This window comes from Bacillus sp. 3103sda1 (assembly GCF_024159135.1).
Classification (GTDB): domain Bacteria; phylum Bacillota; class Bacilli; order Bacillales; family Bacillaceae_G; genus Bacillus_A; species Bacillus_A rhizoplanae.
In genome coordinates this window covers 809,883-825,859 of sequence record NZ_JAMYWS010000001.1, presented here as the reverse complement: position 1 = coordinate 825,859, position 15,977 = coordinate 809,883, and the positions used below count along the sequence as shown (strand labels likewise).

At 37.8% G+C, this 15,977-nt stretch carries 17 protein-coding genes and 1 other annotated feature; of the genes, 3 read left to right on the top strand and 14 right to left on the bottom strand.

The window, feature by feature from the left end; all coding sequences use genetic code 11:
• Window positions 1-35 precede the first annotated feature (35 nt).
• The 3 genes from NKR74_RS04235 to NKR74_RS04225 form a co-directional block, all read right to left on the bottom strand.
• Window positions 36-749, bottom strand: a complete 714-nt coding sequence (locus tag NKR74_RS04235; RefSeq protein ID WP_098306288.1) for a protein rep — start codon at window positions 747-749, stop codon at window positions 36-38.
• A gap of 414 nt (window positions 750-1,163) precedes the next feature.
• Window positions 1,164-2,426, bottom strand: coding sequence for a tyrosine--tRNA ligase (gene tyrS / locus NKR74_RS04230; protein ID WP_253628713.1), 1,263 nt, complete (start codon window positions 2,424-2,426; stop codon window positions 1,164-1,166).
• 83 nt (window positions 2,427-2,509) lie between these two features.
• Window positions 2,510-2,726 (bottom strand) — a binding site (T-box leader).
• Between the two features lie 322 nt (window positions 2,727-3,048).
• On the bottom strand, window positions 3,049-3,384 hold the full coding sequence (locus tag NKR74_RS04225; RefSeq protein ID WP_253628712.1) for a hypothetical protein: 336 nt from the start codon (window positions 3,382-3,384) through the stop codon (window positions 3,049-3,051).
• On the opposite strand from NKR74_RS04225, the gene NKR74_RS04220 reads away from it, so the two are divergent.
• Complete coding sequence (locus NKR74_RS04220) at window positions 3,374-3,616, top strand: DUF4183 domain-containing protein (protein ID WP_253628711.1); 243 nt, start codon at window positions 3,374-3,376, stop codon at window positions 3,614-3,616. The genes NKR74_RS04225 and NKR74_RS04220 overlap by 11 nt on opposite strands.
• Window positions 3,617-3,679: 63 nt before the next feature.
• Here NKR74_RS04220 and NKR74_RS04215 read toward each other — a convergent pair whose 3' ends face one another.
• From NKR74_RS04215 to NKR74_RS04200, 4 genes are all read right to left on the bottom strand, one after another.
• Window positions 3,680-3,964 (bottom strand): DUF4183 domain-containing protein, encoded by a 285-nt coding sequence (locus NKR74_RS04215; RefSeq protein ID WP_253628710.1) that lies wholly within the window; start codon window positions 3,962-3,964, stop codon window positions 3,680-3,682.
• A gap of 299 nt (window positions 3,965-4,263) precedes the next feature.
• Window positions 4,264-5,313, bottom strand: a complete 1,050-nt coding sequence (locus tag NKR74_RS04210; RefSeq protein WP_253628709.1) for a M42 family metallopeptidase — start codon at window positions 5,311-5,313, stop codon at window positions 4,264-4,266.
• Window positions 5,314-5,457: 144 nt separating this feature from the next.
• Window positions 5,458-5,784: a nucleoside triphosphate pyrophosphohydrolase gene (locus tag NKR74_RS04205; RefSeq protein WP_098310588.1), complete on the bottom strand. Its 327-nt coding sequence runs from the start codon at window positions 5,782-5,784 to the stop codon at window positions 5,458-5,460.
• A gap of 107 nt (window positions 5,785-5,891) precedes the next feature.
• Window positions 5,892-6,680 (bottom strand): enoyl-CoA hydratase, encoded by a 789-nt coding sequence (locus tag NKR74_RS04200; protein WP_098310589.1) that lies wholly within the window; start codon window positions 6,678-6,680, stop codon window positions 5,892-5,894.
• Window positions 6,681-7,017: 337 nt separating this feature from the next.
• Here NKR74_RS04200 and NKR74_RS04195 point away from each other — a divergent pair, with 337 nt between their 5' ends.
• Window positions 7,018-7,491: a hypothetical protein gene (locus NKR74_RS04195; protein ID WP_098310590.1), complete on the top strand. Its 474-nt coding sequence runs from the start codon at window positions 7,018-7,020 to the stop codon at window positions 7,489-7,491.
• A gap of 185 nt (window positions 7,492-7,676) precedes the next feature.
• Here the strand turns inward: NKR74_RS04195 and NKR74_RS04190 are convergent, their stop codons facing one another.
• The gene (locus NKR74_RS04190) at window positions 7,677-8,366 is read right to left on the bottom strand and encodes a pseudouridine synthase (protein ID WP_098310591.1); all 690 of its coding nucleotides are present in this window, start codon (window positions 8,364-8,366) and stop codon (window positions 7,677-7,679) included.
• 196 nt (window positions 8,367-8,562) lie between these two features.
• Here NKR74_RS04190 and NKR74_RS04185 point away from each other — a divergent pair, with 196 nt between their 5' ends.
• Window positions 8,563-9,612, top strand: coding sequence for an RNA-guided endonuclease InsQ/TnpB family protein (locus NKR74_RS04185; protein WP_253628708.1), 1,050 nt, complete (start codon window positions 8,563-8,565; stop codon window positions 9,610-9,612).
• 150 nt (window positions 9,613-9,762) lie between these two features.
• On the opposite strand, the gene NKR74_RS04180 is transcribed toward NKR74_RS04185, so the two are convergent.
• The 6 genes from NKR74_RS04180 to NKR74_RS04155 all read right to left on the bottom strand — a co-directional run bounded on the left by NKR74_RS04180 (window position 9,763) and on the right by NKR74_RS04155 (window position 15,948).
• A complete protein-coding gene (locus NKR74_RS04180; RefSeq protein WP_098308280.1) occupies window positions 9,763-10,575 on the bottom strand; it encodes a DUF4247 domain-containing protein in 813 nt (270 codons plus the stop codon).
• Window positions 10,576-10,587: 12 nt separating this feature from the next.
• Complete coding sequence (locus NKR74_RS04175) at window positions 10,588-11,094, bottom strand: DUF4178 domain-containing protein (protein WP_098308278.1); 507 nt, start codon at window positions 11,092-11,094, stop codon at window positions 10,588-10,590.
• A gap of 25 nt (window positions 11,095-11,119) precedes the next feature.
• On the bottom strand, window positions 11,120-11,524 hold the full coding sequence (locus tag NKR74_RS04170; protein ID WP_098308276.1) for a DUF350 domain-containing protein: 405 nt from the start codon (window positions 11,522-11,524) through the stop codon (window positions 11,120-11,122).
• Between the two features lie 108 nt (window positions 11,525-11,632).
• Window positions 11,633-12,298 carry a PspA/IM30 family protein gene (locus NKR74_RS04165; protein WP_098308274.1) on the bottom strand — a complete coding sequence of 222 codons (666 nt, stop codon included), beginning with the start codon at window positions 12,296-12,298 and terminating at the stop codon, window positions 11,633-11,635.
• A gap of 200 nt (window positions 12,299-12,498) precedes the next feature.
• Window positions 12,499-14,055, bottom strand: a complete 1,557-nt coding sequence (locus NKR74_RS04160) for a fatty acid--CoA ligase (protein ID WP_098308272.1) — start codon at window positions 14,053-14,055, stop codon at window positions 12,499-12,501.
• Between the two features lie 402 nt (window positions 14,056-14,457).
• A complete protein-coding gene (locus NKR74_RS04155; RefSeq protein ID WP_098308270.1) occupies window positions 14,458-15,948 on the bottom strand; it encodes a coproporphyrinogen III oxidase in 1,491 nt (496 codons plus the stop codon).
• Window positions 15,949-15,977: the final 29 nt, after the last annotated feature.

The following is a 15,977-nucleotide window of genomic DNA, read 5'->3' as shown; positions in this document are numbered from 1 at the left end:
GGTAAAAATCATAAAAAAAGAAGAGTGAATTTGCTTCACTCTTCTGCTACATAAAAAGGCTGATTATTATTTTTAAAAAGGAGTTTTTCATCTTCTCTTAAACCTGGATGCCAGTCTAACATATTTACAAACGCATGATTTGCAATTGAATCGTTTATACATAATTCATCCACACCTAAATGAGATTCATTTTCATAAAAAAACCGCTCCATTACATTTTTTAACAATTTGCTGTATCCTATTAAACGTCTAGATGTAATTATTTTACTTTCCCGAAGAGGGATTTCACTTCTCTGTTCACGAAATTTTAACAATTTTTCTTGAAAAATCTCACGTCCATCTTCTTTTCCGTTAACTACTTTCACCTTTACATACAAATCATTTTCTATTCCTAACGCTCTACTCCACAAAGAGATCCAGTTATCATATTTGATATAGTATCTCCCTTGAAAATAGCTTTTTATCACCGGAAGTAAAACGTGAATTCTTGGATGATACATATCACCTTTTTTAAAAATATCCAACATCCTAAAATAACCTAGATTGGCTTGTTGTACAGATTTATACTTAAATAACCGATTGAACCCAATTAACATCTTGTCTAGCATTCCATTAATTTGTTCTTCGTTTATATTATCTAAGCCTAAATCTACTAATAACCAATTGACTTGCTGCTTTTTATTAACTTCCGTTATCACATGATGATTAACATATGCTAATTCCAGAGTTCGTTCCCATGATGTCAGCATAATTAATCCCCCTCACCTTCACTTTATCTATATATAAATCTACTTTAATTTCCAAACAGATAAGTCGCTGCTATGCAGAATAAAGTGAACCTTCTGTAAGTGGGGGGTTCTTTATCCCCCACTTACGGTTAGTTGAACCAATCGGGCTTTTACGGGCAGTTATCCCCCACCTATCTTCTTCGCTTCTCTCTCAATCTTGAGGTGGGGGGCTTACTGCCCGTTAATGCGGGATAAAGTGAACCTTCCATTAGTGGCCCTCCACTGATGGAAAGCCTGCGAATAGCGGGATTAAAAATAACCTGCACTCGCTTTCCCTTTGCTGGCAGAAAAAGGCCCTGACCGCTTATACGCATGGCCAGGTGCCCTCGCCCACCTAAAAAGAAAAGGGGGTTGTATTTATATATTTACAGAGCTTTATTCTCCTAATTTCACCAAGCTGTAATTCTTTTTACCTTTACGGATAATAATAAATCTTCCATCGAATGAATTTTCTACTGTAACATCTGTATTTACATCTGTTACTTTGTCTCCATTCATCAAAATAGCCCCACTATTAATATCTTCCCTTGCTTGGCGTCTAGAAGGTTCAATTCCTAAATCTACTAACCACTCGACAATATTTTTTGTTTCCTTTGCAGCATTGAAAGTTGGCATATCTTTAAAGCCTTGTTCAATTTCATCCGCAGTTAACGCTTTAATATCCCCGCTAAATAATGCTTCTGTAATTTTTACTGCTTGTAGAAATGCATTTTCACCATGAACAAATTTCGTCATTTCTTCTGCTAACACTTTTTGCGCTTCACGTTTATGAGGTTCTGTTTGAACTTTAACCACTAATTCATCAATTCTATCTTTTGTTAAGAATGTGAAGAATTTTAAGTATTTAATCACATCGCGATCATCTGTGTTCACCCAGAACTGGTAGAATTCAAATGGTGTTGTCTTTTCAGGGTCTAACCAAATCGCTCCTCCTGCTGTTTTACCAAATTTCGTACCGTCTGATTTTAATAGTAATGGAATTGTTAATCCAAAGACTTTTGCATCTGGTCCTTCTTTTTTACGAATTAAGTCTAAACCGCTTGTAATATTTCCCCATTGGTCACTGCCGCCAATTTGCAGTTGTACGTCTTCTTCTTTGTATAAGTGATGGAAATCCATCGCTTGTAGAATTTGGTATGTGAATTCTGTAAATGAAATCCCTGTATCTAAACGACTTGCTACAATATCTTTTGCTAGCATATTATTTATACTAAAGTTTTTACCGTAATCGCGCAAAAACTCAAGGATACTTACTTCATGTGTCCAATCGTAGTTATTTACCATTTTCACTTCGCTATTTCCGCCAAAGTCGAATAACTTTTGCATTTGCGCTGTTAACGCCTCAACATTATGCTGCACTTGTTCTAATGTTTGAAGTTGTCTTTCTGTTTGACGTCCACTTGGATCACCAATTGTTCCCGTTGCTCCTCCAATTAAAATAACTGGATGATGCCCAGCTAATTGGAAACGCTTCATCATCATAAATGGAATTAAATGTCCGATATGCATACTGTCACCAGTTGGATCTACACCACAATACAAGGAAATCTTTTTCTCTTCTACTAGTTTACGCAATCCTTCTGCATCTGTTTGTTGATTAATGGCATCGCGCCATTCCAATTCGTCAATGATGTTCATGTCTTTCCAGCTCCTTTAATTTGTATATTTTGCTTACCTTAGTTTGATAAGCATATAAAAAAAGTCCCTATGTCTACACTAGACATAGGGACGATTTTTAACCGTGTTACCACCCAGATTGCACAAATAGTATTTACTATTCGTACCACTCTTAGCAATAGTATCGATTGCTACTCCGCTTAGCATTACCTAAGATACTCCAGAGTGTAATTCACAAGTTTGTTTGTGCTAGGTTCCATCAACCCCTAGCTTTCTCGATAACAGTGACAAACTGCTACTGGGCTCTTTCAACGTATTTGATATGTTAAATTAAAGCCAATTATAGAGAAGTAAAATTTCATTGTCAATTCTATACAAAAATGTTTTTAAAGTGTTCACATTTGCTTTATTCTATTAAAGTAATAAATTGAAACTTCCATCAGTGGAGGGGGCTTTATCTCCTATTGATTGAAACATTCTAGCGGAAGAAAAAAGGGAATTAATGAACGAAATAAAAACATGACGAATGTACAATCAAATATTATATCTATTCATATACTTGTAATAAATCCATTATGTTCGCAAAAAAGGGGGGGACTGTTCTGAAACCATTTCATTCTAGGAATTACGAATACGAAGTTTTTTATTTCCCTTGCGCGCTTCCTCTTCCGGAACCCGGACCAGCAGGATCAACTGGAACGACTGGAACGACTGGAACGACTGGGCCTACTGAAACGACTAGGCCTACTGGAACGACTAGACCTACTGAAACGACTAGACCTACTGAAACGACTAGGCCTACTGGAACGACTAGGCCTACTGGAACGACTAGGCCTACTGAAACGACTAGGCCTACTGGAACGACTAGGCCTACTGGAACGACTAGGCCTACTGAAACGACTAGGCCTACTGAAACGACTAGGCCTACTGAAACGACCTCCCCAGGTCTGATTTCCGTAACAAATCTAATGTTTTTCACAGTTTCAGATGGCACGCGTCTTGTATACACAAACGATGATGGTTTGCCTCAATTCGGAACGACTCAAATTTTGGCACCAAATCAAGTATCATATATGAATTTATTTATCAACGGTATTATCCAACCGCAAAGTTCTTATAACGTACAAGCGGGTATATTAACGATATTTGCTGATGAAGCACTATCACCTGGCATTCCGATCACACTTCAGTTTATTTTGATCAATCAATAAAGTGAAACTTCCATCATTGTGGGATAAAAAACGGATTCTTTTAAAAGAATTCGTTTTTTATTACTAGTTCATACCAAATTCAATCATAACCGGAACACCACGATCTAAAATATCTCCACTCGGAATTGTAATAGCTGTTTTGGTTACACTTGAATTAATCGCAGGTTGTAACTGTCCGTTTAGGTATAAATTATAATATACAAATGACGCGGGGAACGCGGTAGCAGCAGCTCCCGTGTCATCCTTAAAATCAGTTGCTAAAATAGTAAAAGTTGATCCTATTCCTGTTCCAGCACCGATTGTTGAATTATATCTTTTACTAGCAAAAAAAGGTTTAATAATAGGCATTTCATTTCACTCCTTTTGTTTTCAAGTCTAGTAGGGCTTATCCTACTCTACATATTATGTAAATATTTTATTTTAGCAACGGCCAACTACCCGTTTTTCATAGCTACTTAATATTAGAATTCTATATTATTATTTAAAATGATGTTCTTACTTTTCGGTGGGAGCTAAGCGTCCCTATTTATATTGAAGATTTTTTGCACCTTAGCCTGCCAAAGATCCCTATTCTATTAGTTCAACATTATTTCTCATACAAAAAAGGCTAATCTACATTACAGATCAGCCTTTCTATCAATCACTTATTATTCTTCTACTAAATCCGATTGTACATACGCATAAACAAGCGCCTCCGTATGCGCAATTGATGTTTCATGCGTACGCTCATAAGCATGTGATGCATCAATGCCAGGACCAATTAGTCCGTGTTTCACATCTGCTCCGGCACGAATTGCTGCTGAAGCGTCAGATCCATAGAATGGGTAAATATCTACTTTATATTCAATGTTATTTACTTTCGCAAGTTCGACTAAATGTTTACGCATTGCGTAATGATATGGACCACTAGAGTCTTTTGCACAGATTGATACTGTATATTCATCTGATGCTTGTCCATCGCCAAGTGCCCCCATATCCACCGCAAGGTATTCTACTGTTTCTTCTGGAATATTAGAGTTTCCGCCGTAACCAATTTCTTCATTGTTAGAGATCAAGAAATGTGTTGTGTATGGTAGCGTAATGTTTTCATCTTGTAATCTTTTAATCAATTGAAGTAAAATAGCAACGCTCGCTTTGTCATCTAGGTGACGAGATTTGATGTAGCCGCTGTCTGTCATTTGAACGCGCGGGTCGAATGATACGAAGTCGCCTACTTCAATGCCTAGTTCACGTACTTCTTCTGGTGAAGATACGCGCTCGTCGATACGTACTTCAATATTTTTTTCGTCACGTTTTTCTTCGCCTGCGTTTTTGTATACGTGTACGGATGTTTGATGGATTAAAATTGTGCCGGTATACGTTTTACCGCTTGCTGTTTCGATTTCACAATATTCTCCTTCAACAGCATTCCAGCGAAAACCGCCAATCATTGATAGTCGCAGGCGTCCGTCTGCTTTTATTTCTTTTACCATGGCGCCTAACGTGTCAACGTGAGCAGTGAGTAGACGTTGTTTCGTATCATCTTCTCCTTTTAACGTTATAATAAGGCCGCCTTTATTATTGCGCTTCGTTTCTACATTCCACTCTTTTACGTAGTCCTCAATGAAACGAATAATTGTATTTGTATTTCCAGACGGACTTGGGATTGAAACGAGCTGTTTAATGAGCTCCATCGTATCTTTTGCGTTATGTACCATATGCTTTTCCCCTCTCTTTTATCTTTCCAATTTTCAGTATAATGGAAAAGCCATGAAATAGGAATAAAGCGAACCTTCCATCAGTGGGAGTCTTACTGCCCGCGAATAGAAGGATAAAAGGCATCGCATATACTGCGATGCCTTCTACTCTTCACTCACTTCTACTAAATATACACCTTTTTCAAATCCGCCGCGCTCTGCTTCTTTCTCTTTGCGAATGCGCTCAACGTCCTCTAACGTTACGCCTTCTGCTTGCGCCATTGCTTTAATAACTTCTAAGGCATCGGCTAAAGAATCTAAGGCATGGTCACGGTCTTGCATAGACGCAAATTCACGCATTTCTTCTATTCCAATTTTCGATAATTCTTGTATGTATTCTTGTTTACTTAATTTTTTTGATGTATATGTTTTACCAGACATTAAAATCATTTCTGGTACACGGTCGCGTACTACTTTATTATAAACTGACATGAGAACACCTCCATTTTCTTCTATATCTCCTTCTATTATTCAAGAAAAAAGTGCTAACACCATTATACTAAAAAAATGTGTTAACACTTTCTTATTCTATAAAACTTTTATTCTCCTTTAAAAACCGGGGCACGTTTCTCTAAAAATGCTGTAATGCCCTCTTTATGATCCGCTGTTTTTCTCATTGCATATTGACCGCGTTTTTCAAGCTGAAGTGTTTGTTCTAATGAAGAGCGGTTCACTTCAGCTAAGACTTGCTTCGTTTGAATCATTGCGCCAATTGGTTTTTGCAGCCACTCATTAATTTTTTGTTTTACAGCATCTTGGAAGTTCTCACCGATCACTTCATCAATCATGCCGATTTCAAGTGCTTCCGTTGCTGATAATTTCTTTCCTTCCCAAATGATCTCTTTTGCGACATGCTCTCCAAGGCGCTTTTGTAAGAAGAAATGTCCACCACCATCTGGAATTAAAGCGATTCCAATAAAGTTCATCGCAATAATGGATGAAATATCAGCCATTACGTAATCAGCTGTTAATGCAATGCTGAGTCCAAGGCCTGCCGTCGGGCCATGAATCGCACTAATAACAAGCTTTGGCATTGTATAAAGCGCCACAATAATTTCGGAAATGGTATTCATAATGCCTTCAAATGCACTTTCATCTCCGCTTGATAACATCGACTTAATATCGCCGCCCGCAGAAAAACCACGGCCGTTTCCGCATAGCACAACGATATGCACAGAGCTTGCAGCCACTTCTTTTAACTTTTGTAATAATTCTTTTAACGTCTGCTCATCTAACGCATTTAACACTTGCGGACGATTTAACATAATTGTCGCAATCCGTCCTTCATATTTTACAATTACTGATTCTGCCTTGCTTGAAACTGTCATACATTCCCTCTCCTTCTCAATCTGTTATACTTATATAATTACAGAAAGGGATTTCAAAAACCTTCTTTTTTCTTAATTTTCCGTCAAATTAACATAAATTTTATCTCAAATCACAACAATGCTATATAAGATAGCAGAAACGCATCTCATACTAATAACTCTTCTGACAAGAAACAAGCTTTTTAAAAGCATAAAGTGAAACTTCCATCAATGAGGGGCTTACTGTCCGTTAATGCGGGAGAACACACAACCTGCCAAATTAACAAATTCAGTAACTTTCTCTATTTACATTCTTTCGTGGTATAATGAACCATTACATTACAATTATGGAGGACCTATGCTAACTTTTGAAGAAAAATTAACGATTATTGAATCTTTTCCAGAGCTAGAAAGAAAAAACGTATCCCTTGGGCGCATTAATTTTCATTACGAAGAAAGTCGCCTAGACAAAAAGAACGTTGTGTACCATTTACATCCAAACGGAAATGGCTTCGTATATGCCGGTCATCTGAAAGGCTACAAAACGAACGATAAAGGAATGGTGAACATCCGTGATTTTTCAGCGGAAGAACTTCGCTCATTACTTGAAAAATCAATGGATGCCCTTTCACAAGAACCAGTAGAAGAAGTTACACTTACTGAGAATTTCCAAGAGGAAGAGTGGATCAACGAAGACAAGCACATACTAACTCTTAAAAAAGAAGATGAAGATATGTGGAACGTTTATGCTGGACTAAATTTAGACGGCACATTCAACTCTTACAAGGAAGCGGCACAATACCTTGATGAAGAAGGGTTTACACGTAAATAAGAAAGACGCTCTTTCCGAGTAGGAAGAGCGTCTTTCTTATTTATCCCGCATTAACGGGCAGTAAGCCCCCCACTCAAGATGCAGAGAGAAACGAAGAAGATAGGTGGGGACAACTGCCCGTAAAAGCCCGATTGGTTCAACTAACCATCAGTGGGGGATGCCCCCCCACTGATGGAAGTTTCACTTTATCCTAGCAATGCAAGGAGCTCACTCAGTTCTTCCTCAGTAAGGTCGCGCCACTCTCCCATCTCAATGCCGTCTACTACAATATTCATAATCCGAATGCGCTCTAATCTAGTAACTGTATAGCCGAATGCTCGGCACATACGGCGAATTTGACGGTTCATTCCTTGTGTCAGAATAATGCGGAATACGCAATCACTTATGCGATATATGTTACACGGATTTGTTTTTCCGTCGCGAATCGTTACACCACCGGCCATTCCTTCTAAGAAAGCATCGTCAAATGGCTTATCCACCGTTACAATATACTCTTTTTCATGACCATACTCAGAGCGCATCATTTTATTTACGATATCACCATCATTTGTCATTAAAATTAATCCTTGCGACGCTTTATCTAAGCGGCCAATCGGAAAAATGCGCTCTGGATAATTAACAAAATCAATAATATTTCCTTCTATATGCTTCGCTGCTGTACAAGTAATACCTACAGGTTTGTTTAAAGCAATATAAATATGGTGTTTCTTAGTTGGAATCGGCTTCCCATCAACAAGCACAATGTCATCAGGCCCTACCTCTCGCCCTGGTTCACAAATCTCTCCATTAACGGTAATTCGCTTTGCATCGATAAGGCGATTCGTTTCTCTTCTTGAATAATAACCCGTTTCACTAATGAATTTATTAATTCTCATGCAAAATCCCTTTCCTATTTGCAATTCACATGTATTAACACTTTCACCATTCTATCATACCTTTCGAGAGGACTCCCACCTCTAAACATATGTGAAGGTGGTGAGGTGAATCGAAAAAAACATTTTATGTTCAAGCAAAACAATAGAAACGTATGTTCTGGTTTTGGTATAATATCCTTAACAAGGAGGTAAAAAAATGACAACGGAAAATCAAACAAATTATAAAACTCTTCAGATTTGGATTAAAAAAGGTCATCGTATGTATTCTTACTTTCAAAAATCTTGCCAAAATGCTAAGAATATGTACAACACGACAAACTTTTATATACGACAAGTGTATACAAGTTTGACACAAGATAAGGAGTTGCAACCTTTACAAAGAGAAGTTTTGGATACAATTGATAAAAACATTGGGAAATTAGGGTTTACTGAAGGTAAACTGAAGCAAGTTCGTGTCATTCCAAAATACAATGAGTATGTAGTGGAATTAGTGATAGATGTTCCTTCAGAACAACAATCCGTTGAAGAGAATGGTCGTTATATGAGTATTGATTTAGGTATTGATAACCTTGCAACCATTGTAACAAACACAGGTATGAAGCCTGTACTTGTTAAGGGCAAACATGTCAAAAGCATAAATCAATATTACAACAAAATGAAGAGTCACTTTACAAGTGTTCTAAGGAAAGGTAAACAAACAAAGGAAGGACCTTTTACTTCTAAAAGAATAGAAAAACTTCATCAAAATCGTTACCTGAAAATAAAAGACATCTTCCATAAAGCTAGTCATCATATTGTAAAACTAGCTCAAGAAGAGAAAGTTTGCAAAATCGTTATTGGTCAAAACAAAAGTTGGAAGCAAGAAACGAATATGGGAAAGAAAAATAACCAAACGTTTTGCCATATCTCGCATAGTGTATTGATTCAAATGATTACATACAAAGCAAATGCAGTAGGCATTCAAGTTATTGTAACCGAGGAATCTTACACATCAAAAGCAAGTTTTCTAGATCATGACTTTATTCCAACGTATGGAACAAATGACCAAAATGTAACTTTTTCAGGAAAACGGATGAAGCGTGGTATGTATCGTTCTGCAAAAGGAATCGAAATCAACGCAGACGTAAATGCTGCGGCTAATATTTTACGAAAAGTAGTCCCGGATGCATGGATAAACGGGATAGAGGGGTTAGGCGTGAAACAGCTCGCTAGTGTGTTAACTCCACTGACGTTAATCATCCGTTAGGTCGAAACGTTAGAAACCCCCACTTCAAGCTTTGCTAAGTGGGGGAGTATTCATCATAAGTGCATATTACAAAAAAACACACAACGCCATAGCTAATGGGTGTGTGTTTTATCATATTCTAATTTATCCCGCACTGATGGAAGCTTCACTTTACCGTCTCTTCGTAATTTTTCCAGAACCTCCAACTCTCGTTTTCGGAGGAGATGTGTTTTTTGGAGGAGTAGTGATAGATGACTTCGGTTTAACGTCAGAACCACTTGGTTTATCAGGTGATTTAATGATTTTCCCTTTATTCTGCTCAGACGGTGGAACAGTTTGCTCCTTTTTCTTCGTAACACTGCCTTCACTTCCCACAGATGTACCGGAATCATTTACTTTGTCACTTCTCTTAATGATAGAGCCAGTACCTTGTTTTGTTAGTGGCGGCAGCGTTTTTTTCTCTTGCGCAGTAGGCGGGCGGTAATCAATTATCGGTTTGTACGTTTTTCGACTTGTATACCCGCGGTAATCACCATGATACGATTTATGAGAATCAAATAAATTACTGACTATACTTCCTACAATGTAACCTTCTAAAAAAGACGGCTGATAATTTTGGCGAACAAACTCCTCATTACTTACTTCAATTAATGTATCGGATGGTTTCTCCTTATCCTTCTGAATGTTGTACCACTCATCAGGATATACAAGAAACATTTGGTTATCATCTTCTTTAGACATTTGCTCTGGCTTTTTTTGATCGGCCAGTTTTTTTGCTATGTCAGGAACAGATTCATTCGCAGCCCTATATACATATGATTCTTGCTTTCCTTCTTTTAAAACTGATTCTAATGGATAAAGATCTTTCACCTCTTTGTCATTATCGCAACCTGACAAAGTGAAAAGAGCGATTATGAATACAATAGAAGCAGCGATGGTAAATCCGATGGAGGCTTTCATCATGGTAAACAGTCGTTTTAGCATGATTGCACCCCCTTACGTCGCCCGTATGATTTGTACATCTGCCGTAAGAATTGTTTCTCCTTCGTACATCATTGTGCGCCCTTCTTGCCATTCAATTCTGAGCAATTTACGGTTGTCAGATTGAAACTCCCAAACATGTTGTTCGCCAGATACTGCAAACGGTGTTTTTCCGGTGATAGATGCCCGGCAAGAATATTGTTCTTCCAGATAATACTCTAAATCATCCATTTCAATTGTAGTAGGAATTTCGTTAAAAGAATCCAATCGCCCATCAATTGGTGTATATAATTCATAATAGACCTTTTCTCGATTTTCAACCTTTAAATAACGAATCGTATTTCCATCCTGCAATGTTAAGAAAATCTCGTTTCGTTCATGCATACGTGTTTTTCCTATAATTTCATAAGTGACCAAAGACACCTCAAGAATATCCCCTGGATTTAAAGACAGTACACTTTTCTCAGACTTAACAGGTTCAGGACTTTTCAATATATTTTTAATACGTTTAAATAAACTCAAGAGCTATCCCCTCCGCTTCTGATTTTTAAAGACACGCTGCTAAAATGAGAGCACCAACGATATGCAATGAACCTGCTAAAAGCGCATGAGCAACTTTTCCTTGCACAGTCCCTTCCTCTAAATCTAAGCCAGCTATCTTCTTCAAAATGAATTCTACTAACCTTTCTAAAATAAATAAGATAACAAAAGAAACAACAGAGGCCAATAAAGCTTGCCATAAATCGTTTGATTTCAAAATCGACTGTGACAAAATATATCCTTGTGCAAAAAGTTTCATGACAAAACGAGTCGTTACAGCAATATTTCCTTTTTTTATCTCGGCTAAATCTTTATATTTAGTAAAAATAGAATCTATCCACATGAGCACAAACAAAAGAACAGCACCTGACAGCGTCCATACAAACATTGCCGCAATATTCATCCATGTCATTACAAATCCTCCTTAACTATTTTAAGTAAAAATAGAAAACCGACATTATCCACTCCTTACGACATGTCGGTTCTTCAAATAAATTTTCTATAATGTCTTTTAAACCAATTATTTCTCGTACTGCTTCATAATACGAGCTAACTCATCTTCTACCTGCTTATCTCTATTCATATTCGCAAACTCTTCATCTAACGACTTTTCTTTTTTGTATATTTCACCGCTTGCTTCTGCTTCCGCTTCCAGTTGAAGAGCTTTTTCCTCCATACGGCTTAAACCTGCTTTTGCTGTATTGGAATCCAATCCAGACATCGCCTTATTAATATTCTTTTGCGCATTCGCTGCGTTCACTCTTGCAACAAGCGTTTCACGTTTGTTCTTTAATTCCGTTAATTGCTTACGCATCTCTTCTAACTTTGCACGAAGATTATCAGCTGCCAGCTTATTTTGTTCATAACTCGCTTTATACTCATTCATCTTTTGTTCTGCAGTTTTCTTTTCCTCTAAAGCACGGCGCGCAAGATCAATGTTGTTTGCCTGTACAGCCATATGCGCTTGCTCCTCGCGTTTCGTTACGAGTGCAGATTGTTCTTCGTATAATAATTTGAACTTTTTCTCAAGTGCGATTTGAGCAGCTACACTCTTCTCCGCTTCCTCTACATCTTCTTGCATATCACGTAAATATTGATCTGTCATCTTAATTGGATCTTCAGCCTTTTCAATCAATGCATATACATTTGACATCGTTAAATCGCGCAATCTTTTAAACATAGACATAAAAAAATCCCTCCTATGAATGAAATAACAATTCAAATTCAATTGCAGTCAACACAAAATGGAAATATTACTATAAGGTAAGAATATTCACTTTTTCAAAATCATGTGTTTATTATAACAAAATCAACAGTAAAAGCCCGATTGATGAGGACTTTCCATTAGTAGGGGATGCCCCCCACTAATGGAAGTTTCACTTTATACTATTTCGTCGCTTCCCTTAAAGATTCACGCAACACAAACTTTTGCAATTTCCCGCTTGCATTACGCGGCAATTCTTTAGCAAATACGTAATGACGAGGGCGTTTATAATCGGCTAATTCATCACTTTCCTTACAATAACGATCTAACTCCTCTGCTGTTAATGACTCGTCTTTCTTCACAACTACCGCTACTACACGTTCTCCCCATAATTCATCTGGTTCTCCAAGTACAGCAACATCTAGAATACCATCATGGCTATGCAAGAAGTCTTCAATTTCACGCGGATAAACGTTCACACCGCCGCTAATTACCATATCATCAACACGATCCGCCACGTATAAATAACCATCTTTATCGAAATAGCCAAGATCACCGGAATGATACCAACCTTTATACATTGCTTTTTCATTTGCCTCTTCGCGGTTATAGTATCCAGCCATCATAGTTGGTCCGCGTAAAATAATTTCTCCAACTTCGTAAGGCTCAAGTACATCGTCTGGTTCTGATGGTTCATCTTCCTTTGACTTCACGATGCGCAATTCATGGCTAAAGCAAGGTGTCCCTGCTGATCCTGCTTTTGTAAGTTGATCTTCTTCTACAAGAAACGCTACAACAGGTCCAAACTCTGTCATCCCATAAATTTGCACAAGATCGATATAAAGACGTTCTTTACATTCTTTGACAAGCGCCGGCGCCATTGCTGCTCCGCCGTAAACCCCTATCTTCATTGAGGTTAAATCATATTTTGTTAAATCTTCTTGCAGCAACATGTTCCACATTGTCGGTGCTGCAAAGAACGTTGAAATTTTTTCTTCTTGAATTGTTTCTAACACTGTTTTCGTATCAAAATGATGTAGAATAACATTTTTCCCGCCAACTTGAATACGCGGCAGAAAACCAGCGTTTAATTCACCACAGTGATATAGCGGCGCTACAATTAACCCGACGCTATCACGTGTATATTTTAAATAATACGTACAAATCATACTATGCTCAGCCATGTCCCGGTGACGATGCAGCACTCCTTTTGGATTCCCAGTCGTACCGCTCGTATATAGCATAGAGCAATAGTCCATTTCATCAACTTCAATGTCGATTGGTTCTGCCTTTGCTTCGTTTACTTTTTCATGATAAGAAGCCGCATAAGATGGCACATCATCTTCAATGCACCAAAATGAAGTATGCGGAAAATCACGTTCAATCATAGAAATTGTTGATTCAACTTCTTTTTCAAACACAACAACTTTAGAGGAAGCATCTTGCAATATGTAGGAAACTTCTTTTGCTTTTAAACGGAAATTGATCGGATTAAAGATGGCGCCAATCTTCGTACAAGCTAGGTAAACGGTTACAAATTCATGTGAATTATATAAGTAAACGGAAACGCGGTCCCCTTTTCTTACTCCTTCTGCAAGTAGCGCATGTGCGGTTTTATTTACCACCTTATCCCACTGTTTATATGTCCAGCGAATGTTTTTTTCAGGTTCTACTAACGCTTCTTTTTGTGGATATTTTTGCACAGCTAGATCAAAAATTCTGCCAATAGTCATATACATGTCGCATCTTCCCCCTTAAAGTTTTCATAATTTTATGATTTCGTTCACAATTAGACATCTCCTGCTAATTTTTACTTCTTTTTTTTGATTATTCTCGACAGCGTTTTACATAATAAAGTGAAACTTCCCTCAGTGGGGGTTTTCTTTATCCCCCACCTAGCTTCTTCGCCTCTCTCTCAATCTTGAGGTAGGGGTCTTACTGCCCGCGAATAGCGGGATAAAGTGAAGCTTCCCTCAGTGGGGGTTTTCTTCATCCCCCACTGAGGGTTAGTTGAACCAATCGGGCTTTTACGGGCAGTTATCCCCCACCTAGCTTCTTCGATTTTCTCTGAATCTTGAGGTGGGGGTCTTACTGCCTGTTAATGCGGGATAAAAAAAAGAAACTGCCAAACTGGCAGCTTCTTATCCGAATAACTCTTGTAAAATTTTAAGTTTATCTTCTGTATACTTCACATAACCATCATTATACGATTTTGGATCTTTTGGGTTAGCAAAGTGTGTAATGGCACCCGTCTTTGGATGAACAAATTTACTTGATGCACCGCAGCCAAGACCAATGATAGACTGCACTTCTTCCATAATAACAATGTTATAAATGCTTTCTTGACTTGGCATTGCATAACCAACGTTTTCTAAGTTACCTAAAATATTCTTTTGACGATATAAATAATACGGTACGTAATTATGCTCTTTCGTCCACTCTTCTGCTTCATGCATCATCGCTGTAATCTCTTCACGGCCTGCCACTTTATATTTACGCTTATTTTGCGTCATTTCAGAAGCACGCTTAAAGGATAATGTATGCACCGTTAACGATTCTGGCATAAGCTTTTCTGTTTCTGCTAGTGTATGTTTAAAGATGTCTAATCCTTCACCCGGAAGACCGATAATCAAATCCATATTAATATTGTTCATACCCATTTCGCGAGCAAGATGGTACTTTTCAATTGTTTCTTCTACTGTATGATGACGTCCAATTGCTTTTAGCGTTTCTTGATGATACGACTGTGGATTAATACTAATTCGGTCGATATTCCATTTATTTAACACCTCTAACTTCTCTGGTGTAATTGTATCTGGACGTCCTGCTTCTACCGTTACTTCACGAACTTGTTTGACATCTGGGAACGACTCATACATTTCTTCATACAGCATGTCCATTTCTTCTGCTGTAATACTTGTTGGCGTACCGCCGCCATAGTAAATCGTCGTTACTTTCACGCCTTTTTCTTTTAAAAACTTACCAATTTCACGAACTTCATAATGCAAGCCGCCTAAGAATGAATCAACAGATCCTTGGCGTCCATTAATCGCATAAGCTGGGAATGTACAGTATGCACATTTTGTTGGGCAAAACGGAATACCAATATAAATACTTACTTCTTCTTTTAAACGATATAAATCTGGCACAACAGCGAGTTGGCAATCAACAATACGCTGCATAAGCTCAATTTTCTCATCATGAATTAAATAACTTTCACGAAGTTCGTTATGCGCTTCCTCTTTTGTCATACCGCTTTGCAACATTTTATGAAGAAGCTTCGTTGGGCGCACACCTGTTAAGATTCCCCACTTTTGCTCCACACCTGTTAACTGCTGGAGAACAGACAGATATACATAAGACACGACATGCTTCACTTGCTTCATACGTTCTTTTTCTTCCGTAAAGGACGATAAATCTTTAGAAAACGTTTCTTCATACAAGTTTCCTGTCGCGATTTCCGTTAAACGAGCAGAAGCTGTCACATTTCCTTCTATATTTATATCAACAATGATATTTGCATCTTCTTTTTCAAATGCTACCGTACTTTCTTCAAAAAATAAGCCGCTAATATTTTGCAGCGGACGTAAAAAACGATCATCTTGTAACGTTTTAATTGAAATTAACAACAATCATCACCTTTTCTATTTTCAAACTTCCT